Annotated in this window: 15 protein-coding genes; 10 read left to right on the top strand and 5 right to left on the bottom strand. The window is 61.6% G+C overall.

What is annotated here, in order from left to right:
• Position 1 precedes the first annotated feature (1 nt).
• From MWL89_RS09200 to ribF, 3 genes are read left to right on the top strand one after another with little or no spacing between them, the layout of a single operon-like run.
• Positions 2-1036, top strand: a complete 1035-nt coding sequence (locus MWL89_RS09200; RefSeq protein ID WP_244385805.1) for a DHH family phosphoesterase — start codon at positions 2-4, stop codon at positions 1034-1036.
• Entirely contained in the window at positions 1033-2046 is a 1014-nt protein-coding gene (gene truB, locus MWL89_RS09195) for a tRNA pseudouridine(55) synthase TruB (protein ID WP_244385804.1), read from the top strand. The genes MWL89_RS09200 and truB overlap by 4 nt, the downstream gene beginning before the upstream one ends.
• The gene (ribF, locus tag MWL89_RS09190) at positions 2030-2953 is read left to right on the top strand and encodes a riboflavin biosynthesis protein RibF (RefSeq protein WP_102377965.1); all 924 of its coding nucleotides are present in this window, start codon (positions 2030-2032) and stop codon (positions 2951-2953) included. The genes truB and ribF overlap by 17 nt, the downstream gene beginning before the upstream one ends.
• Positions 2954-3022: 69 nt before the next feature.
• Here ribF and MWL89_RS09185 read toward each other — a convergent pair whose 3' ends face one another.
• Entirely contained in the window at positions 3023-5080 is a 2058-nt protein-coding gene (locus tag MWL89_RS09185) for an LTA synthase family protein (protein WP_244385803.1), read from the bottom strand.
• A 330-nt stretch (positions 5081-5410) separates the two neighbouring features.
• Between MWL89_RS09185 and MWL89_RS09180 the strand changes: the two genes are divergently transcribed.
• Positions 5411-7510: a sodium-translocating pyrophosphatase gene (locus MWL89_RS09180; RefSeq protein WP_244412600.1), complete on the top strand. Its 2100-nt coding sequence runs from the start codon at positions 5411-5413 to the stop codon at positions 7508-7510.
• Between the two features lie 153 nt (positions 7511-7663).
• Here MWL89_RS09180 and MWL89_RS09175 read toward each other — a convergent pair whose 3' ends face one another.
• On the bottom strand, positions 7664-9373 hold the full coding sequence (locus MWL89_RS09175; protein ID WP_244385802.1) for an OPT/YSL family transporter: 1710 nt from the start codon (positions 9371-9373) through the stop codon (positions 7664-7666).
• A 136-nt stretch (positions 9374-9509) separates the two neighbouring features.
• On the opposite strand from MWL89_RS09175, the gene MWL89_RS09170 reads away from it, so the two are divergent.
• Positions 9510-10367: a type III pantothenate kinase gene (locus MWL89_RS09170; protein ID WP_244385801.1), complete on the top strand. Its 858-nt coding sequence runs from the start codon at positions 9510-9512 to the stop codon at positions 10365-10367.
• A gap of 116 nt (positions 10368-10483) precedes the next feature.
• Here the strand turns inward: MWL89_RS09170 and MWL89_RS09165 are convergent, their stop codons facing one another.
• The 3 genes from MWL89_RS09165 to MWL89_RS09155 form a co-directional block, all read right to left on the bottom strand.
• Entirely contained in the window at positions 10484-11287 is an 804-nt protein-coding gene (locus MWL89_RS09165) for a cysteine peptidase family C39 domain-containing protein (RefSeq protein WP_244385800.1), read from the bottom strand.
• Between the two features lie 168 nt (positions 11288-11455).
• Positions 11456-12445 carry a helix-turn-helix domain-containing protein gene (locus tag MWL89_RS09160; protein ID WP_244385799.1) on the bottom strand — a complete coding sequence of 330 codons (990 nt, stop codon included), beginning with the start codon at positions 12443-12445 and terminating at the stop codon, positions 11456-11458.
• 196 nt (positions 12446-12641) lie between these two features.
• Entirely contained in the window at positions 12642-13682 is a 1041-nt protein-coding gene (locus tag MWL89_RS09155; protein WP_102377970.1) for a helix-turn-helix domain-containing protein, read from the bottom strand.
• Positions 13683-13723: 41 nt separating this feature from the next.
• On the opposite strand from MWL89_RS09155, the gene MWL89_RS09150 reads away from it, so the two are divergent.
• The 5 genes from MWL89_RS09150 (at position 13724) to MWL89_RS09130 (ending at position 20561) form a co-directional block, all read left to right on the top strand.
• Positions 13724-14503, top strand: coding sequence for an energy-coupling factor transporter transmembrane component T family protein (locus MWL89_RS09150; protein WP_279611912.1), 780 nt, complete (start codon positions 13724-13726; stop codon positions 14501-14503).
• Complete coding sequence (locus tag MWL89_RS09145) at positions 14500-16035, top strand: ABC transporter ATP-binding protein (protein WP_244385797.1); 1536 nt, start codon at positions 14500-14502, stop codon at positions 16033-16035. Before MWL89_RS09150 ends, MWL89_RS09145 begins: the two co-directional genes overlap by 4 nt.
• A 54-nt stretch (positions 16036-16089) precedes the next feature.
• Positions 16090-16731 carry an MptD family putative ECF transporter S component gene (locus MWL89_RS09140; protein WP_244385796.1) on the top strand — a complete coding sequence of 214 codons (642 nt, stop codon included), beginning with the start codon at positions 16090-16092 and terminating at the stop codon, positions 16729-16731.
• A 298-nt stretch (positions 16732-17029) separates the two neighbouring features.
• Positions 17030-18838, top strand: a complete 1809-nt coding sequence (locus MWL89_RS09135) for an ABC transporter ATP-binding protein (RefSeq protein WP_102379508.1) — start codon at positions 17030-17032, stop codon at positions 18836-18838.
• Entirely contained in the window at positions 18828-20561 is a 1734-nt protein-coding gene (locus MWL89_RS09130; protein ID WP_244385795.1) for an ABC transporter ATP-binding protein, read from the top strand. Before MWL89_RS09135 ends, MWL89_RS09130 begins: the two co-directional genes overlap by 11 nt.
• Positions 20562-20594 lie beyond the last annotated feature (33 nt).

Raw genomic sequence — 20594 nt, 5'->3', positions numbered from 1 at the left:
CGTGGCAACGACGCCGCAGACGAACACCAGCCTCGAAGCGATCGCCGAGATTCTTCGCGGGGTCGAAAGCGTTGCCGTATGCGGGCATGTGAGCCCCGACGGGGATTGCCTCGGCTCGCAGCTCGTCGTCTACCATGCTCTCGAGAATCTCGGCAAGAACGTCACGTGCCTGCTTGCGAAAAGCGATCCGGTTGAAGCGGGCTTGAGGTTTCTGCCCGGCATCGACTCGATGGTTCCCGCCGCTGAATTCAGCGGGACGCCCGAGGCGTTCGTGGCCGTCGACGTTCCGACTGTCGAGCGCATCGGCGATGCGGCAGCCGCCGTGCAGGCGAAATGCCCCATCACGGTCACGGTAGACCACCACGCGAGCGATACGGCGATGTCGGCCTACACCTACGTGGACCCTGACGCGGCCGCAACGACGATGCTCGTCTGGAAGCTGGCGGAACTGCTCGGTGCGCAGCGCACGCCCGAGATGGCCCTGTGCGCCTATACGGGCCTCGTCACCGATACGGGGCGCTTTCAGTTCCAGAACACCGACAAGGCGGCTTTTGCCGCCGCGTTCGAAATGGTGAGCGCGGGAGCCGATCCGGCAGCCGTAGCGCGCGAGGTGTTCCAGAACCGCTCGATCGCTTCGCTCGAGCTCGAGCGCATCATGCTCTCCCGTATGCGCTTCGGCTTCGGCGGCGCTTACGTTGCCAGCTATCTGACGCGCGCCGATTTCGAACAGACCGGCGCCGTCAAGGCCGATGCCGAGCCGCTGATCAATTCCATCAGGGCAATTTCAGGCGTGCGCGTAGCGTGCATGCTGCGCGAGGAGCCCGAGCACATCCGCGGCAGCTTCCGCGCGAAAGACGATACCGATGTGGCGGCCATCGCGAACACCATGGGCGGCGGCGGCCATAAAGCGGCGGCCGGCTTCACGCTTCACGGGCCGCTCGAACAGGCTATCGAACGCGTCGATGCGGCGGTCGCCGCGGCGCTCGGAGTCGATGGCGAGGCCGACGGATGGAAAGCGGGGGATATTCGCCTGTGAAGCGCGGAGCATCGGGACTTTCCCTCGTGGTGGGAATCAACAAGCCTGCAGGCATGAGCTCCCATGATGTGGTGAACCGCTGCAGGCGCATATTCGGCGAGAAACGCGTCGGGCACACGGGTACGCTCGACCCGTTGGCCAAAGGAGCGCTGCTCGTATGCGTGGGTCCGGCAACGAGGCTCGACCCGTTCTTTACCGAGCACGATAAGCGCTACCGGTTTCGCGTGTCGTTCGGCATCGGTACCGATACCGACGATGCTGCGGGGGAGGTCGTCAAGCGCGGCGATGCACCCGTGTGCGTGCTCGACGAGGAGTACGCCGAGCGCTTCGTGGGAGATCTGGTTGGCAAGCATAAGCAGATACCGCCGGTGTATTCGGCCATCAAGGTGGACGGGCAGCGCTCCTACAAAGCAGCCCGCGCGGGGAAGATCATCGATCTTGCTCCGCGCGACATCGAGATATACGAGGCTCGGCTCGAATCCGTGATCGCCGAGGGCGAGGACGGCTTGCCGGCATGGGATGTGGCCGTGTCCGTTTCGAAGGGAACCTACATCCGATCGCTTGCCCGCGACATCGGCAACATGATAGGGTGTCCTGCGTACGTCAGCATGCTTGAGAGAACGCAGGCGGGCTCTCTCGACTTGGCCGAATGCGTGACGCTCGAAACGCTCGAGGAGCGCGGTATCGCCGCCGCACTCGATCCCGTGAGGCTGCTCGGGTTCAGGTTCGTGTTCGCCGACGAGGCAACGGCGCGCGCCGTTTCGAACGGATCGCCGCTTCGCGCCAGCGAATGCGCCGTATTCGAGCGCAGGAGGGCAACGGTCGCCGCCGAGCTCTGCGCCTGCACGGCCGGCGTGCGCCAAAGCGATAAACCGTTAATGTCCGGCGAGGTTATCTCGGTGATCGCCGAGAACAAGCTGGTTGCACTGTACGAATACGATGAAACGCGCCGCGCGCTCATGCCGCGCTGCGTGTTCGCTCTGGGGGTTTCACGTGGCAGAGATTCTTAAGTGTGACGAGACGTTCGATCATACGTACTTTTCCGGGTCGTCGTGCGCATTCGGCGTGTTCGACGGCGTCCATTGCGGCCATCGATACCTGCTGTCGTGCGCGCAGCAGACGGCCTGCGAAAGCGGGGGAGCGAGCATAGCGCTCACCTTCGACATCGATCCCGACGAGGTGTTTCATCCCGAACGCCTCAAAAAGCTCATGACCAACGAGGAGCGCATCAAGGCGCTTTCCGAAAGCGGCGTCGATGCCGTAGTCGTACTTCCCTTCACCAAGCGGTTTTCGGCCTCTACGCCCGAAGAGTTCCTCCTGAACACCTTCAACGGCCATGCGCCGTCGTATCTGCACGTCGGATTCGATTTCAGGTTCGGTGCGCGGGCGAAGGGCACGGTCAGGGAGCTTTCGAATTGGGCGGAAGCCGCGGGAACCGAGGTCTGTGCCCACGATTTGGCGAGCGCAGACGGCGCGCCCATCACGGCGACGCGCATTCGCCTTCTGCTCGGCGAAAACGATATCGCCGAGGCGAACAAGCTGCTCGGGCATCCGTACTACGTTGTGGGTACCGTTGAGCAGGGTCGCGGCGAGGGCAAGGAGTTCGGGTTCCGTACGGCCAACCTCAAAGTGCCCTCGCAGCTGCAAGCGCTGGGCGCGGGGGTGTACGGCGCGTATGCCTACGTGAACGGGCGGCGGTACAAGGCGGCTGTGTCGGTGGGCGTGTCGCCCGTTTTCGAAGACCGTACCGACGCAACGTGCGAGGCACATCTGCTCGATTTCGAAGGGGACCTGTACGGAAAGCCCATCAAAGTCGAGTTCCACCATTTCCTGCGCCCCATGATCAAGTTCGAAACGCTCGACGAGCTCATCGCCACCGTCAACGGCAACATCGCCTGGGTGCGCGAGAACATGTAGCCGTTCTGCGGGTACGCGGCACCAGACGATCGCGCGTCTTTTGCGCCCCGCTGTGCAACCGGGCTTCGATCAGGAACCGAAGAGCAGGCTGTGCTGTACGATTTCCAATCGCGCGAGCGCCTCGGCCGTCTCGTCGGTTTCGCTTCCGTCGTAGCGTTCGTTGAGCCAATGCCATGAACCCCCCGCATCAAGGTAGCCGTTCACGTTCACTACGGGCAGGTCTTTCTGCGTATCGAGGAGGAGCCGATGGTAGGGGTCGAGCGGGAGCTCGGCCGCAGCGAGCATGTGGGCGCCAAGGTAGTTGAGGCTCATGGCCGTCGCATCGGGGTACAGGGGGCGTTCGAGCGCCTCGAGCTCGGATTCCTGGGTTTCGGCGACGAAGGAGCCGTCCAGGGCGCTGACCCGATCGGTTTCGTAGTTCGTCCATATGAGATACGGGACCTCGTAGCGCGCCTGAACCTCTTCGATCGAGAAATCGGCAAGCTCCTTGTCGAAGGCAAGGCTCGATAACCAATCGGAGAAACCCGGCTGGTGGTCGCCGAACAGGCAGAGCACGATCGGCCGATCGATCGCGGAGAGCGATTCGATCAGGTATTGCAGATCGAGATCCGATTGCTCGATGCAGCTTGCGAATTCTTCGAGTTCGGCCGTACGGCTCGATTCAAGCGGTATCGAAACCCCCATGCCATCGGGGATGAGCCCGGTGTCGTAGCCGCCGTGGTTCTGCAGCGTTACGTCGAAGATGAACTGGGGCTCGTCGGCGTCGGCGATGATCTGCAGTATGGCATCGTACGTTTCCCGATCGGTCGTGAATCCGCGCAAGGTATCGGCACCTTCGAAATCGGTGACGTCGAGGAAGGTGTCGAAGCCGAGCTGCTCGTACACCGTGTCGCGCCTCCAATTGGTCGCATCGGCGGGATGGATGGCGGTCGTCTCGTAGCCGAGCGCTTTGAAATATGTGGCGAGGTTCTCGGTGCCGTCGAGGTCGTAGAGCATATAGGGGTATACGCCTTCCCCGAGGTTTGCCATGGTTGTTCCCGTCAGGAACTCGAACTCGCTGTTGCAGGTACCGGCACCGAGTGCCGAAACGTATGCCGTGCCTTTAAGGTATGCATCCTGAATCGAATTGAAGAAGGCGGGGCCTTCGTAGATGTCGGCGAGGTTCGGGTAGGTCGAGAGATCCGAAAACGTTTCGTTCATGACGGCGATGACGATGGGCTTTTCCTCGTCGGAAAGATCGGCGAACCCGTCGGTGTCGTTCGCGTACGGTGCGAGTATGTCGGCGGCGGCTTCGGGGGAGTACCCTGCCGGTTCGGCTGGCTGGAGGTCCTGCATGCGCTTGAGGAAGCAGAGCACCGAGCCCTGCTGCGAGTACGAATCGGATGCTGCCCAGCCGTCGACTTGAATCCCGTAGGCTTTTTCGATGTCGAAGTGCGAGAACCAGAAGCCGAACGACGCGACGCAGAGGGCGGCCACGGCGGTGTTCGCGACGCCGCGCTTGACGGCGAACTTCGTTTTCGGGAGGTACATGACGAGCGCGATCCCGCATGCGAGCGCGCAGAATGCCACGGCGACGTTATCGTTGACGGCGTAGGTGTAGCCGCCGCCCACCGCAGCAGCCGTGCTGAGAGCGAACAGGTCGGCGGGAAGGACGGGCTGTCCCTTGAACGCGATAACGAAATAGTTCGCAATGCCCGCTATGAAGCACAAGCTGAGAAAGGCGATCGCTGCCGCTTTGGTTTGCTGGCCCGCGAAGTAGACGATGGCGAAGAGCGCCGCGATAACGCAGAGGTTTACGAAGGCATAGTAGGTTCCGATATCGAACAGGGCGGCGTTGTAGGGCTTTTCAAAGAGGTAGAACGCCAGAAAAACGAGTCCGACGAGCACGAAGGGCTTCGCCTTCGAAAAACCGTCTTCAAAGCGGTTTGCGAGGTGAGGTCGGACCATGAGCGCGGCCAGGAGCAGCACGAAAACCGCGATGACGAGCGGGGCCGTCCACGCGTTGTCGTGCATGACGAGACCTGCGGCCTCGAAGGCGCAATATGCGGCAAGAAGGATAACGAACGAGACGATGCTTGCAACCGTCGGCTTATCCCATGATGCCGTGAGGGACTTGAGAACGTGCATGATGTGCGATGCTCCAACGTATTCGTGGCGATTCGCGTAGGCGAGTCGCGGTAGTAATCTCTTACATTGCTCATCGTTATTGTACCAGATCCGCCCGTTTCCTCGCTCGATCGCCGCAAAGGCGGCGCAATGTCATCCTGTGGGAGTAGGGCTATTCGCCGCGCCGAGCGGCTAGGCTGGCGAAAAATGCCGCATTCGCAGTTCACGAGCGGGGGCAAATATCCTAGAATGGGCAGCGTGCATTCTTCCGGCCTCGATGCCCGGCTCGAAGAATCCACGGAACTGTAAGACAAATCAAGGAGGAAACAAGTGACCGTCCAAGTCGCATGGATGGCTCCCATCTGCGCTCTCATAGGCATTTGCATGGCGGGCTACCTCGGTTCATGGGTCCTGAAACAGGATCCGGGTCCCGAAAAGATGAACAACATCTCGCTGAAGATCCAGCAAGGTGCAAAAGCGTTTCTGATGAGCGAGTACAAGCTGCTCGTCATATTCATGGTGATCGTAGCCATCGTTATGGCCGTTGCCCTTTCGCCGATAACCGCCGTCGCTTTCGTTACGGGCGGCATCCTTTCGGCTCTTGCCGGCTACATCGGCATGCATGTGGCGACGCGCGCCAACACCCGTACCGCCTACGCGGCCGAGGAGAGCGTGGCGAAGGCCCTGAACATCTCGTTCAAATCGGGTCTCACCATGGGTCTTTCCGTGGCTTCGTTCGCGCTTCTGGGCCTGTCGCTGTGGCTCATCATGCTCGTGTTCGGCGTTGATACGTTCGAACTCATGCACGAGCACGTCGGCATGGTCGAAGGCTTCGCCACCGGTGCTTCCGCCGTGGCGCTCTTCGCCCGTGTGGGCGGCGGCATCTACACGAAGGCTGCCGACGTGGGCGCCGACCTCGTGGGTAAAGTCGAGGCGGGCATCCCCGAAGATGACCCCCGTAATCCCGCAACCATCGCCGACAACGTGGGCGACAACGTGGGCGACGTAGCCGGCATGGGTGCCGACCTGTTCGAATCCTACACCGGCTCCATCCTGGCTCCGACCATCCTCGCCGTCACGTTCGGCGCGCTCGGGTACTTCGGGGGCGTCGGTACCGTCGATGCGACGTGGGCGATCGTCGTTCCCGTCATGATCGCGGCCTGCGGCATCATCACCTCGATCATCGGTTTGTTCGCAGTGCGCACCAAGGAGGGCTCCGAGCTCCATAAGGCGCTCAACCGCGGCACCTATCTGGCTGCGGGCATCGAGATCATCGCCATCTTTGTGATCTTCTTCATGTGGAACGGCCAGAGCGACAACCAGCCCATCTGGCTGCTCGGGTCGGTGCTGTGCGGTCTGGTTGCCGGCCTGCTCATCGGTAAGACGACCGAGTACTTCTGCTCCGATCACTACAAGCCCGTCCATCAAATCGCCGAGGCGTCCGAGACGGGCCCTGCCACCAACATCATCCAAGGCCTCTCCACGGGCATGCTCTCCACGATCATCCCGATTCTGCTCGTGGCGTTCGCCATCATCGGCGCGTACACGTGCGGCAACATGGCGTTCCCGAACATCGTCACGCCTGAAGGCGGCATCGCCGTCGGGCTGTTCGGCGTTGCGCTCGCTGCGACGGGCATGCTCTCCAACACCGCCATCACCATCGGCGTCGACGCGTACGGCCCTGTGGCCGACAACGCGGGCGGCATCGCCGAGATGGCGGGGCTTCCCGAGGAAGTGCGCGAGCGCACCGACTCTCTCGACGCGGTTGGCAACACCACAGCCGCTATCGCCAAGGGCTTCGCCATTGCGAGCGCGGGCCTCTCGGCCATCTCGCTGTTCGTGTCCTATCAGGCGACCATGCACCACTCGATCCCGAACTTCGAGCTCACGCTCACCGATCCGCTCATCATCGCGGGTATCTTCATCGGCGCCATGATTCCGTTCATGTTCGCCGCGCTTACCATGGGCGCTGTTTCCCGTGCCGCCCACGCGATGGTCGAAGAGGTTCGCCGCCAGTTCCGCGAGATCAAGGGCATCATGGAGTTCAAGGCCGAACCCGAGTACGACAAGTGCGTGGCCATCTCCACCAACTCGGCACTGCGCGAGATGATGCTTCCGGGCATTCTCGCCATCGTGATCCCCGTGGTCATCGGCTGCTTCAACCCGGCTATGCTCGGCGGCTTTTTGGCCGGTGCCGTGGCGACGGGTATGCTGCTCGCCATCTTCATGTCGAACGCGGGCGGTGCCTGGGACAACGCGAAGAAGTACATCGAGGGCGGTGCCCACGGCGGCAAGGGCTCCGAAGCCCATAAGGCCGCCGTCGTCGGCGATACCGTGGGCGATCCGTTCAAGGACACCTCGGGCCCGTCGATGAACATCCTCATCAACCTCATGACCATCGTGTCGTTGACGTTCACCCCGCTCTTCATCGCCATCCAGGCTATGCTGTAAGCAGGTAAAGCGCATTCGGGCTCGGACGGTAGCGCCGAGCATCGGCTCGGCCCCGGCGATCGCGTCGAGGCCGAGTTTTTTTCGACCTCTAGCCGTGCGCCCGGAGGGCCGCGTGGCCGGAAAGCGGTGTCGGGGCAAGCGCGGGAGCCGTTGCTACAGCGCGAGCCCCATGGCTACCGAGGCGAACGCCACGAGCACGCCGACGACCGACTCGCCGCCGAGCAGTCCCGACGCGATCACGAGTCCCGATTCGTCTTGGGCCTTCCGCTTGGCTTCCGCTTGTTCAGGCGAGAGCTTTGCGCGGCGGCGTTTGCACGCCAGATCGTAGGCGACCTTCGCCATCGCGCCGAGAAACGCGGTGAACGACATGTAGAAGGGCAGGTAGATGCCCAGACCGAGCATCATGACCGGGAGTCCCAGCAAGTAAAGCACGCATCCGACCGCAAGGCCGACGGCGAAAGCGGGAACCGACGGGATGCCCGACACCATGGTGGCGACCACCGACGCCTGTGCGGCAACGAACGAACCGCCCAACCCGAAGGCGTCGGCACCGTAGGCTGCTACAAGCACGAACATGACGGCCACGGCCACGAACGCGCCGAGAACGCCGCCGATTGCCTGGCCGATCCATTGGGCCTTCGGATCGGTGCCGAGCACGTGTCCCGCCTTGAAGTCGTTCATGACATCGCCTGCGAGACCGCATGCGACGGCGATGATGCCGGCAACGAAGAAGAGCTGCGCCTGCGCTACGTTGGATACCGCTGCAACGATCAGAAGCACGATGAGGCCGAAGATCTCCATGGGGTCGATGCCGGTCTGCCCGACGCTCTGCGCGCTCATGGCGGTGGTCACCCAGGCGAGCAGCACGACGATGATGCTCGCAAACGGATCGAGCCCGAGCCCGATGCAGAGCAAGAGCGCCACGGCGGCCGCCGCGCACGCGATGATGCCGGCGGTCAGTCTCATGCGCCTGCGTCCGGCGGTCGGTGCCGTATTGGTGCGGGATGTGCCGCTTGGGGTCGATCCGAACGTAGCCGCGCCTGCGCCGCTTCTAATCATCGAGAGGGCTTTCGGGAGGATGTGCTTGAGGATGACGCCTACGCCGCAGCCCATCATGACGCCCATGCCGAGGCTCGAGGCGAGCCCCTGTCCGGTGGCCGTATCCCACAGACCGAGACCCGATCCGCCGACGATGATGCCGAAGTTGCCGATGATCGCCCCGGCGAACCACACGACGACCGATGCGGTCCCCACGAGGAATCCGACCGCGAGCAGCATGGGGGAGTTGTAGATGCCGAAGGCGACTCCGGGGATCGGCACGTTGCCGAAGAACATCGCGGGGATCACGCCGAACCAATCGCGCAGCGCCGTGTAGATGCCGGCAATGCCCATCGAACCGAAGAGCTGCTTGCCGACCTTGCCGCCCGCATCGCCCGCTTTGAGCGTCTGGGCAGCCGCCATGCCGATGGGAAACTCGAGTTCGGCATCTTCGATGAAGTACCGTCGCATGAAAACGGTGCAGACGAGGCCCAGGGTGACGCCCGCGAGCGCTACGATGAGCATTTCCCACCAATCGACGGTGTTCGCTTTGGTGATGATCCAGATGCCGGGGATGGTGAACGCGAGGCCGCCTGCGACCATCGCTCCCGCCGACATGATCGTGTGCGTGACGTTCGCTTCGTGCAGGTTCGTGTTGCCGAGTGCTTTGAGGAAGAAGAGAGAGATGATTGCGGCAAAGATGATGGGCCAGGGAAGCGCCCCCATTTTGAGGGCCGTGTACGCCGAAGCCGCTGTGATGATTGCGCAGCCAACGCAGCCTATGGCGACGCCGCGCGCAGTCAACTGACCTTTCGCAGGTTTCATGATCGAAAGCTCCTTCTTGTATATCCGCTTCCTTCGGAAGTCGGGTTACTGAACGGACTCGTACAGTATAATCCCTTCAGAAGGCAATCGAGCCGAACATCGGCGAAGGAAATGCGAGAAGGCGGGTGGTAGCGCTATGGAGGCGAACACGGGCGAAAGCGCAGCGTTTGTGCTGGCGGTCGATGTGGGGAACACGGCTACGCGGTTCGGCCTGCTCGACGGGCTCAAGTTGTCGGCATCGTGGGAGTTTGCCACGCGAAGCCGCATGACCGCCGATGAGACCCGTCTGGAAATAGCCAATTTCCTCACTATGCTCGAGCGCGATTGCGCAAGAGGCATCGTCGATTGCCCAGGGTTCGCACCTGAAAGCGGGGGCGGGATCGCCGCGGGGCCTGCCGATGCCATTCTGTCATCGGTCGTCCCCGATCTGACGGACGTGTGGGTCAGCGCGCTTACGATAGAATGCGCCCGCAGGCCGTTCGTCGTAGGCCCGGGGCTGAAAACCGGCTTGAAGATGCATTACAACGATCCTTCGGAAGTGGGGCCCGACCGGGTGGCTACGTTGGTCGCGGCGCGCGAGGCCTACGGATATCCCCTTGTCGTGGTCGATTTGGGAACGACGACGAACTTCGATGTGCTCGACGAGCACGGTGCGTTCGCCGGCGGCGTCATAGCCCCCGGCCTTGCGCTTTCGGCCCACGCGCTCGCTCAAGCCGCCGCCCGCCTGCCCGTTATCGAAATCAAGGTACCTTCGTCGGTAATCGGGAAAAGCACGCGGGAGGCGATGCGGGCGGGCGTCGTTCTCGGTGAAGCGGCGCGCATCGACGGACTCGTCGATGCGATCGAGGAAGAACTCGGTTGCAAGGCGCGCGTCATCGCAACCGGCGCACATGCGGCTGCGGTTGCCGCGCTGTCGGAACGGATCGAGCGCGCCGACGAATCGCTGGTGCTGCGCGGGCTCGGAATGCTGTTCGCGCTGAACAGCAAGCGTTGAGCCCCTGGGTTCCCTACCGAGGGCCCGGCATGCCGCACGGCTTTCTGAACGGGCGCGTTGTTCGAAGTTCGGCAACGCGACCGGGTTCGTGCCCCGAGCCGCACCGCTCCGCGCAGCTACAGCGAGGATACGTGTTCGCAGAAATCGCCGTAGAGCGCATACGCTTCCCCGGCGTTGATCTCGGTTCCGTCGTAGGGATCGAGCGCGGTGAAGTTGCCGAGCTCGAGGTTGTCGGGATCGCTCGCATCGTGGTAGCCGATGAGGGTTATCCAGTGCTCGCCGTAGGCGCCTGCGACGTGGATGACGGTCGGTTTGCCTGCTGCTATCTGGTCGTAAGCCTCACGGAGAAGCGCCTCGTTCGAGCCGAGGGAGCGAAACGACGAGTTGCCGCCGCCCCAGCCGGGCCAGGTGCACATGCCGCATCCGTAAGCCGCATGATCGGTTGCCGTTCCCTGTACGATCGCGTCGCCGTACGCGCAAGCGTAGCCGGGGCAGCAGATGGTGTGCCCGCTTGAAGCCTGGTTGCCGATGGCAGCGATGGCCTCGGGGTCGTAGGCGAGCAGCTTATCGCTTGCTTCGAGCGCGGCAAGCCGCGCGGCCTTCTGCTCTTCTTCGGCGAGTCTCTGCTCGTAATCGGCCTTCATCTCGTCGAGCGGAGCGGCTTGATCGATATCGAACGACGAAAGCGGAATTGCGGTCGAAGGGGATAAGGCCGCTTCGTAAGCCTTTTCGGCATCGATGGGCTTATCGGTGCTGACGGGGCCGACTGGCTCTTTGGCTTTTTCGGAGATTGCGAGCACGGCGGGTGGCAGCGCATTCGGGTCGGCGATCGAATCGGCGGATGCGGAGTTGAGGGGAAGGGAGCACGCGATGGCCGTCGCAAGTGCGATGGCTGCTCCGGGAAAACGACGTTCCAGCAAGTCGGTTCCTGCCTTTCTGGACCGGGTAGGCGAATAAGTGGTGTGATTCCGGTCACGAGAACGGGCAGTATGCTATCCGAAACGGAATGGGAACGCAGCAGCTTGGACGAATCTTGCAGCGAAGCGCCACAAGTGCTGCATGAAACCAACATAACGGTTCGGCAACGGTTACTGCGGCCCTTTGAGGGTGCGATACTCGCGTGGACTGATGCCCTGACAGCTCTTGAAGGCTTCGGAAAAGCTGCTTTGTCTCGTGTATCCGATCGATGCGGCGATTTCGGCCATCGTCAAATCGGTAGTCGCGAGCAGTTTGCACGCTCGGTCCATGCGAAGGTCGCGCAGGTGCTCTTGGGGCGTTTTACCTTCGGCCCGCCTGAATATCCCGGTGAGCTTCGTTGCGCTCATGCAGGCGATGCGGCAGAGCTCTTCGGTTGAAACGGGTCGATCGAGGTTGACCTTCATGTGGTCGAATACGCGGGCGAGCGCAGCGCGGTCGGCTTTGCTCATCGCGGCATTCGGATAGTGCGTGCGTGCTACCTGCCAGTCGACGAGAAGCGCTGTGCACTCTAAGACTTTGCCCCCGAAGAAAGCCGGAGCAGCAACCGCTCCCGGCCGTGCAGTCCTTATTTCGTCGAGAGATTTGACGAGCGGGGGAATGGCGTGCGTGCCATCGAGTGCGGCGATCGCCGAAGTGAGTACGAGTGGATCGCAGTGGCATGCAAGGCTGAGCTTGCGCACGGCGGGGGGTAGCAGCGCTATGCCGTACGTTTCGACGGTCTCGTTTGCCGCGATGTCGATCATGGGGGGAGGCGCGCAAGCTTGCTGAACTCGACCGACGGGAGCACGGTTTACGCGGTTCGACGTAGCGGTGCGGGGGCCGGGCAGCCGGGTGCAGGTGCCGAAAAGAAAGCAGTCGAGGGCGCGGGCTGAGGTTCTGACGGCCTGGGCAACCGCAAAGTCGCACGAAAAGAGGGCGGTTGCGTCGTCGATGGAAAAACACCAGAGCGTTCCATGACCGTAGGGTGCAGTGATGTGCCATGAAACGGTCGCGCCCCCGCAGCCGAGGGGGTCGGCGATCGGCTCGGCGTGGGTTACGAGCGCGAGATGCTCGATCAACGATGATGCGGTTGTGCGTATGCGTGAATCCTGCTGATTCACCGATGTCTCCTCGCTGGTTGAAGGCTGGTATGCGGTACTGTCTGCTTGCTTGCCGCGTCGAATAGTAACCAATGGCTAACAAACAGGACGAGTATAGCAAAGGATCGGGGCGGTGCGACGGCAAAGCCGTCTGTTTCGGGATGCAGATTCGCTGCGCCTTTGCCGGATGCCGATCGAAAGCGAACACGTTGTGCGCCTAGGCGTTCGCTCGTCGTCTTGCTCTGAATTCTCTCGGGGTTACGCCGAAACGTTCTTTGAAAGCTTCCGAAAAACTGCCCTGACGCGCGAAACCGAGCTTTTCCGCTACATCCGAAAGGGGAATGTCGGTTTCTTCGAGCATCCGGCATGCCCGATCCATGCGAACCGACCGAGCGTACTCTTGGGGCGTCATGCCTTCGGCCTGCTTGAAGAGGCGCGTGAGCTTGCTTGGGCTCGCACAGGCTATCCTGCAGATTTCATCGGTTGATACATGTCGTTCGACGTTGTTTTCGATATGCGTGCGCGCTCGGTTGAGCGCGCTGCGGTCGGACGGGCGCAGCGCATTGCGGGGTTCCTGGGCGCGCAGCAGGTTCCAGTCGAGCAAAAGCGAGACCGCTTCGGTGATCTTCGCCTCGTAAAACGCATGCGCCGTCACGGCGCTCGGCCGAGCTTGGCGTATTTCGTCAAAGACTTGGTTGAGCCCCAGCACGTCGCGGTTTCCGTCGAGCGAAGCTATCGCGCGGGAGAGAACGAGCGGGTCGCAGTGGCAGCGCATGCTCATGAGCTGCATTGCTTTGGGTAAAAGCACGATGCTCGTTACATCGTACTGTTCGTCTGCCTTAGTTGTCTGAACGTAGGGCTGGCCTGCCCATGCGTAGCCGAGCAGCGTCCTATCGGCGGGGTCGGTGTTCTTTCCAAAGTAGGGCACCATGTTTTTGCCGTAGGATCCGAAACAGAAGAAGTCGGGCGTTTCGCAGGAAAACTCGAGCGGTGTTTTGAAGATGAAGTCGTACACCGCGACACCCATTATGTCGTCGATGGCATAGAACCAGTAGGTTCCGTTGCCGAATGATTCGTCGATCTCCCATAGCCTTCCGACCCGTCCCCGCAGAGGCGGCTCGATGGGAATGCCGTGTAAGGCGGTAGCCTGGGGCACGAAAAGCGCATCGAATTTCGTATCGAAGCGAGCCTTGGGAAAGGTGCGTTTCATTTCGGCATGATCGTTGGGTATTTCGTCTGAAACGTCGCGTTCTGTCATCGTTCTGCATACCTTTCGGGCGATTCGCTAAATTATTAGCCATGACTAACTTTAAGCATACATCAGATGCAGCCGTTGCGGCAAGCACATGGCTGCACGAAGGCACCGAATCCCCAAGGACCGCTCGCCGACTTGATCCGCGCGTGTCTCTTTCGATTCTCGTCTTACTCAACCTGATCGCGTTTGCGCCGACGAATCGCCTGGTCGAGATAAGCGCCGTTGTCGTGTGCGCCGCGGTCATGGGGTGGTGCGGCCGACGCTCTGCCATGTTCAGATGGCTTGCTGCTTACGCGGTTATCTTTGCGGCAGGGTACGCTATCGTGCGGTTTCCCAATGACGTAACAGCATCGTTTGCCGCCATGATCATCACATTTCGTCGGGTGTTCTGTGTGGGAATGTTCGCTTCGAACATGATCGCAACGACGCGTGTGGGCGAGATGGCCTCGGCTTTGCAGCGCATCCGTGTTCCGCGCGGCATGATATGCGGGCTGTGCGTTGCATTGCGCTTTTTCCCCACGATGGGAAAGGAGTTCGTATCGGTTGTTGAGGCTATGAAGGTTCGCGGATTCGCCCTTACGCCGGCTTCGATCCTGCGTCGTCCTGCGGCAACGGTGGAAAACCTTTTGATTCCCGTTATGAGCAGGCTTGCGATCGTGGCCGATGAGCTTTCGAACGCGGCCATAGTGCGCGGGATCGACTCGGACGAGCCGCGAACGTCGTATTACGATTTGCGCTTTTCGGGCATCGATGCCGTATTCTTGCTCCTGTTCTGCGCAATCGCCGCCTCCGTTGCCCTCGCGAAGACCGGGGTGGTCGCATGAGCGCGCCAGAGCAGGCGGCAGGGAGAGCCGAATTCGCCGTCGATATAGAAAACGTCTGCTTCTCGTATGCTTCGGATCCGGGGGTTCGCGCTCTCGACGGCGTGACGCTTCGGGTTCCCTGGGGGCAATGCATCGTGCTTACGGGATCGTCGGGCTGCGGGAAAACAACGGTGACGCGATTGGTGAACGGGCTTATCCCCGCTGCTTACGGCGGAGTGCTCGAGGGCGGGGTGGGCATAGCGGGCACGTCGCTTACCGACTGGTCCGCCGACAAGCTGTGCCGTCGGGTCGGCTCGGTGTTTCAGAATCCACGCAGCCAGTTCTTCAACCTTGATACCACGTCTGAGGTTGCGTTCGGATGCGAGAACCTCGGACTGCGGCGCGACGATATCCGTCGCCGTGTCGACGAGGCGTTTCGGATGCTCGGGATCGGGCATCTGAAAGACCGCGACATCTTTGCCCTTTCGGGAGGCCAGAGGCAGATGGTCGCCATCGCCTCCGCGTGTGCCATGGGGCCCGACATCCTCGTATTCGACGAGCCGACCGCTTCCCTTGACGTCGCCTCGATGCGCCTGCTCGCCCGCACCATCGCGCGACTGAAGGCGCTTGGGAAAACGGTGATTGTAGCCGAGCACCGATTGTGGTGGCTTGCGGAAGTTGCCGATAGGGTGGTGGTTATGCGGGAAGGCCGAATCGACCTCGATTGCGATGCGTCGTCGTTCTCCCGTTTGGATGCGGGGGAGCTCGCGCGGCTCGGGCTGCGCGCTTGGAATATCGAGCAGACGGGCTTGCCGCCTGCTTTCCTCGGAGGCGATGCGGGCGGTGTGGGGCTCGAGGTCGAGAATCTCCGCGCCTCCTATCGGACGGGCCCCGAGGTTCTCAAGGGCGTCGAAGCATCGGTGGAGCGGGGCGCTATCGTTGCTTTGGTCGGGAGAAACGGCGGAGGCAAGACGACGTTTGCGCGCTGCTTGGTCGGCCTTCACCGAGAGTCGGCGGGAACCGTAAGATTCGGAGCGACCGTACCGAAGCGCCGTGCGCGCCCCGAGCACGCTTTTCTTGTTATGCAGGAACCGGGATACCAGCTTTTCGCCTCCAGCGTTCGCGGCGAGCTCGAAAGCGCGCTTGGGCAAGGGGGTTCGAAGCGGGAACCTGGTGAAATCGACGATACGGTTGACGGAGCGCTCGAACGGTTCGGGCTTGCTCATCTCGCCGATCGCCATCCCCTTTCGCTTTCGGGCGGGCAGCGCCAACGGCTTGCCATCGCGGCGGGGACTTCTCAGGGTGCCGAACTGCTCGTCTTGGACGAGCCGACAAGCGGACTCGATTGCGAGAACATGAAGCGGGTCGCACGCGAGCTGCGGCTCGCGTGCGAATCGGGTACGTGCGCCATCGTCATAACGCATGATTTCGAATTCATCGAAACGGCGTGCCAGTCGGTCCTGCACCTCTCTGACGGCGTCATCGGGGAAACCTTCCCCGTCGACACATCAACATTGCCTCGAATCAGAAGCATTCTCGGATTCGGCGGTTGAACCAACAGGCTTGAAAGCCTGAAATCCGGTAGCAAGAGAAAAGGAGTACGCATTATGGGAAGCGCTGTGCAAGCAAAAAAACCAAGTACGGTAGTGGGGGCTGGGAACGCCTCGGGAAAACTCGTTGGAAAAGACTACATTACGATAGCCGTGTTCGGCCTGCTCATGTTTTTGGTTTTCTTCGCCTTCTCGATGGTGCTCGGCATGAACGCGAACGCGTTCTGGTTCACCCATGCGGCAGGGTCGCTCGTTGCGGGTATCGTCTGGATGTACGTAGCCGCCAAGGTGCCCAAGCGCGGCGCATTCGCCGTTATGGCGGTGCTCGTAGCGGTTGTCGCGCTGCTGCTCGGCATGGTGTGGACGGGCCCCGCTGGCATTGTGGTGGGCGGTCTCGCAGCCGAAGCCATTGCCGGGGCAGGGGACAAGAGGACCGCAACGCGCAGCATCGTCGCCTTTGCGGCGTTCACGCTTTGCTTTTGGGTCGGGCAGGAATCCATGGTGATTATGGCGGGGCAATCCTACGTGGATATGGTGGTGGAAATGGGCATGAGCGCCGAGTACGGCCAGACGTTGGTCGATTTCACGAAAAGCCCGCTTGCTTTGGTTGCCTTGGCTGCAACGGCGGTGTGTCCGCTTATCGGCGGCTGGATCGGCTCGAGGCTTTTTTGCAAGCACTTCGCCCGCATCGCCGCGTGAGGGCATGGCTTTCGGAATGATGCGCCGGTATTTCGGCTTCATCGTCAATTCGGCGCAAGGCGGTGCTCTATTTCGGCTTGGTCGTTCTATAGTTTGCCTAATCTAACAAATGGGACTCGCTCTATGCGGGCCGCATCGCAGGTTTCATCCGATGCGGCCCGCAGGCGCGTTGCAGCAAGAGAAAGGAAATCTTATGGCCGACGATGCGGGCTCGACGCCGCAAACCCATCCATCCCGGGGCCCGGGCGCAGCTTTTGGCGTTTCAGGTTCCGAAGCATCTCACCGGAAAAACCCCCTTATGCGGTTGCTCGATTTTGCGGGACCGCATAAACGGCTGACGATTTTGGGCTGCGTGCTTTCGGCGGTAAACGCGCTTCTGTCCATCGCAATGCTCGTGTGCGTGTGGTTCGTCGTGCGCGACCTTGTGGCCGTCGCCCCCGATTGGGCCGCCGCCCAAAGCGCCCCGCTATACGGCGCTGGGGCGCTCGGATGCGCGCTTGCGGGGCTTATCGTGTACTTCTGCGCGCTTATGTGCACGCACCTTGCAGCGTTTCGCACTGCCACGAACATGCGCAAGGCGGCGCTCGAGCATCTTGCGAAGGTGCCGCTCGGGTTCTACAGCGCGCGTTCGACCGGCGAGCTGCGCCGCATCATCGAGGGGTCGACGGGGCTTACCGAGGGCGTGCTTGCGCACCGCATCCCCGATTTTGTGGGTGCGCTTGTGACGCCGATCGCGTATTTGGCGGTACTGTTCGTGTTCGACTGGGTGATGGGGCTCGTCTGTCTCATCCCCATAGCCGCTTCGGCTTTTTGCATGTTCCTCATGATGGGCGGCGGCATGAAAGACAAGGACGGCGAGGGCAACTCGAATGCCATGTCGTTCATGATGAACTATCAAAACGCACTCGATCGGATGAACAAAGCGGCGGTCGAGTACGTGCGCGGCATCCCCGTCGTAAAGGTGTTCCAGCAGACCGTGAACTCGTTTCGGGCGTTCCGAGAATCGATCGCAGCCTACCGAGATTTTGCGACCGCGTATGTGAAGATGTGCGAGGCGCCCCAGGTCGCCCAGCTCGTAGCCATCAACGCGACGTTCTTCGTGCTCGTTCCGACGGGTATCCTTCTCGCCTATGCGGCGGGCGATTTCGGGGTGTTTCTCACGAATTTCCTGTTCTACGTCATCTTCTCGGCGCTCACCACCATGATGATGAGCAAGGTCATGTACGCTTCGCAGGCGGTTACCGAAGCGCAGGACGCCGTCGGCAGAATCGAGGGGATCCTCGGGGCGCCGCTCATGGCGGAGGTTCCCGTCGAGGGAGCCAAAGTTCCTGCTGACGATTCGATTGAATTCGATCGCGTAGGCTTTCGCTATCCCGGAAACGACGCATGGGCGCTCGACGGCGTAACCTTGCGCATACCGGCAGGAGCCACGGTCGCGCTGGTCGGCCCCTCGGGCGGGGGGAAGACCACGGCCGCAAGCTTGGTGCCGCGCTTCTGGGACGCTTGTGCGGGCCGTGTGCTCGTGGGCGGCGTCGATGTGCGCGACATATCGAGCGACCTGCTTATGGAGCGCGTGGCCTTCGTGTTTCAGAACGATCATCTTTTCAAACAGAGCCTCGCCGACAACATCCGTGCGGCAAAGCCGACTGCAACGCGTGCCGAGGTGGAGCGTGCAGCGCATGCGGCGCAGTGCGACGACATCATCGAGAAGATGCCCCAAGGGCTCGATACGGTGGTGGGAACCAAGGGCATCTACCTTTCAGGGGGAGAATGCCAGCGCATCGCACTTGCCCGCGCGATCCTGAAGGATGCGCCGATCATCGTGCTCGATGAGGCGACGGCGTTCGCCGATCCCGAGAACGAAGCGCTCATTCAAAAGGCTCTTGGGACGCTTACCGAGGGAAAGACCGTGCTTATGATTGCGCATCGGCTTTCGACGATCGTCGGCGCCGATTGCATCTACGTGCTCGATGGCGGCAAGCTCGTCGAATCGGGTACCCATGACGGATTGCTGGAATCTCGGGGGCTGTACGCCCGCATGTGGGCCGATTATCAAACGTCGGCTTCATGGCGCATCGAAGGAAGGGGGGACGGCCATGCTGCATAGGGTATTCGGCCTCACCGAGCAGGGTGCGAAAAACTTCAAACGCGGCGTTTTTTTCTGTACGCTCGCAAACCTCGTGCTCATGGCTCCCATAGGCATTCTGTTCATGCTGGTCAACGATTTCATGAACCATCTGACGGGGAACGCTCCGCTGCCCGATCCCTGGCTTTATCTAGCGGGCTGCGTTGCCATCCTCGTGGCCATGGCCCTCACCCAATGGGCCGAGTATGCGAACACCTACCACGTGGTATACGATGAGAGCGCTCGCAAGCGCACCGATCTGGCCGAACATTTGCGCGAACTGCCCCTTTCGTTTTTCGGCAGGCGCGACCTATCGGATCTGACGAACACGATCATGAAGGATTGCGCCGATCAGGAGCGTATGTTCATGCACGTCATGCCGCAGCTGTTCGGCACCGGTATATCGACGGCGATCGTCATCGTAGGCATTTTCTTCTATGATTGGAGGCTGGCGCTCGCGGCGTTCTGGGTTGTGCCCGCGGCTATCGGCATCATGGCGGTATCGGGAAAGCATCAGCAACGCAAGGCCAAGGTCATGGAGGATGCACGTCTCGCTATGAGCGACGGCGTGCAGGAATTTCTCGAGTGCGCTCAGGAGATCCGCGCGACCAACCGCTCGGGCGATTTCCTCGCCGAGCTGTCGGGTAAGCTCGATGCGTTCGAGCGCGGCCAGGTGGTCTCGGAGCTGACGACGGGGGCGTGCGTGACCTCCGCTCAAGCGCTGCTCAAGCTCGGCATCGGTACGACCGTTTTCGTCGGTGCTGCGCTGCTCGTCTCGGGCCAGGTCGATTTCATGACGTACTTTGCGTTTCTGCTCGTGGTTACGCGCGTGTACGACCCGGTCAACATCATCCTGCAATCGATCGGCGAACTTCTGGCCATGAAGCTTTCGATCCGCCGCACGCAGGACATCGCCGCCGAAGAGGCCATGCGCGGTTCGTCGACGTTTGCGCCTTCGGGCCACGATCTCGTATTCGACGATGTGACGTTCTCGTACAAGACGGGCGAGCGCGTGCTCGAAGGTGTGAGCTTCTGCGCGAAGGAAGGCGAAGTGACGGCGCTTGTGGGGCCGTCCGGCTCGGGGAAGTCGACCGTCGCGAAGCTTGCGGCGCGGTTTTGGGACGTCGATTCGGGCCGCGTGCTCGTGGGGGGCGTGGATGTGTCGGGGGTTGATCCTGAAACGCTGCTGTCGGATTACGCCGAAGTGTTCCAAGACGTGGTGCTGTTCGACGATACCGTAAGGGAGAACATTCGCCTGGGAAGACGGGGTGCGACCGACGAGGAGGTTCTTGCCGCTGCTCGGGCTGCAAACTGCGATGAGTTCGTCAGTCGTATGCCGCAAGGCTACGATACGCTTATCGGAGAGAACGGCACGCGTCTTTCGGGCGGCGAGCGCCAGCGCATTTCAATTGCGCGCGCTCTTTTGAAGGATGCGCCGATCGTGCTCTTGGACGAGGCGACCGCATCGCTCGACGTGGAAAACGAGAGCCAGGTGCAGGCGGCGCTCTCGCGCCTGCTGGCCGACAAAACGGTGCTCGTGATCGCTCATCGCATGCGCACGGTGGCCAATGCCGACAAGATCGTCGTTCTCAAGGAAGGCTCGGTGGCCGAACAAGGCTCGCCCGAAGAATTGATGGCGCAGCCCGGCGGCGTGTACCGGCGCATGGTCGAACTTCAAAGCGAGAGTGCGAGCTGGGCGATATAGAAACGGCGCAGGGCTTCGTTGTGAGAACGAAGC

The organism is Raoultibacter timonensis, assembly GCF_022845715.1.
GTDB lineage: Bacteria > Actinomycetota > Coriobacteriia > Coriobacteriales > Eggerthellaceae > Raoultibacter > Raoultibacter timonensis.
This window is presented reverse-complemented; position numbering and strand designations above follow the sequence as displayed.

What these genes read in the sequence shown, in the direction of transcription:
- MWL89_RS09185 (WP_244385803.1), bottom strand. Translation starts at nt 5,080, where the DNA reads ATGCACGTTCTCAAGTCCCTCACGGCATCATGGGATAAGCCGACGGTT.
- MWL89_RS09180 (WP_244412600.1), top strand. Translation starts at nt 5,411, where the DNA reads ATGGCTCCCATCTGCGCTCTCATAGGCATTTGCATGGCGGGCTACCTC.
- MWL89_RS09175 (WP_244385802.1), bottom strand. Translation starts at nt 9,373, where the DNA reads ATGAAACCTGCGAAAGGTCAGTTGACTGCGCGCGGCGTCGCCATAGGC.
- MWL89_RS09170 (WP_244385801.1), top strand. Translation starts at nt 9,510, where the DNA reads ATGGAGGCGAACACGGGCGAAAGCGCAGCGTTTGTGCTGGCGGTCGAT.
- MWL89_RS09155 (WP_102377970.1), bottom strand. Translation starts at nt 13,682, where the DNA reads ATGACAGAACGCGACGTTTCAGACGAAATACCCAACGATCATGCCGAA.
- MWL89_RS09150 (WP_279611912.1), top strand. Translation starts at nt 13,724, where the DNA reads ATGACTAACTTTAAGCATACATCAGATGCAGCCGTTGCGGCAAGCACA.
- MWL89_RS09145 (WP_244385797.1), top strand. Translation starts at nt 14,500, where the DNA reads ATGAGCGCGCCAGAGCAGGCGGCAGGGAGAGCCGAATTCGCCGTCGAT.
- MWL89_RS09140 (WP_244385796.1), top strand. Translation starts at nt 16,090, where the DNA reads ATGGGAAGCGCTGTGCAAGCAAAAAAACCAAGTACGGTAGTGGGGGCT.
- MWL89_RS09135 (WP_102379508.1), top strand. Translation starts at nt 17,030, where the DNA reads ATGCGGTTGCTCGATTTTGCGGGACCGCATAAACGGCTGACGATTTTG.
- MWL89_RS09130 (WP_244385795.1), top strand. Translation starts at nt 18,828, where the DNA reads ATGCTGCATAGGGTATTCGGCCTCACCGAGCAGGGTGCGAAAAACTTC.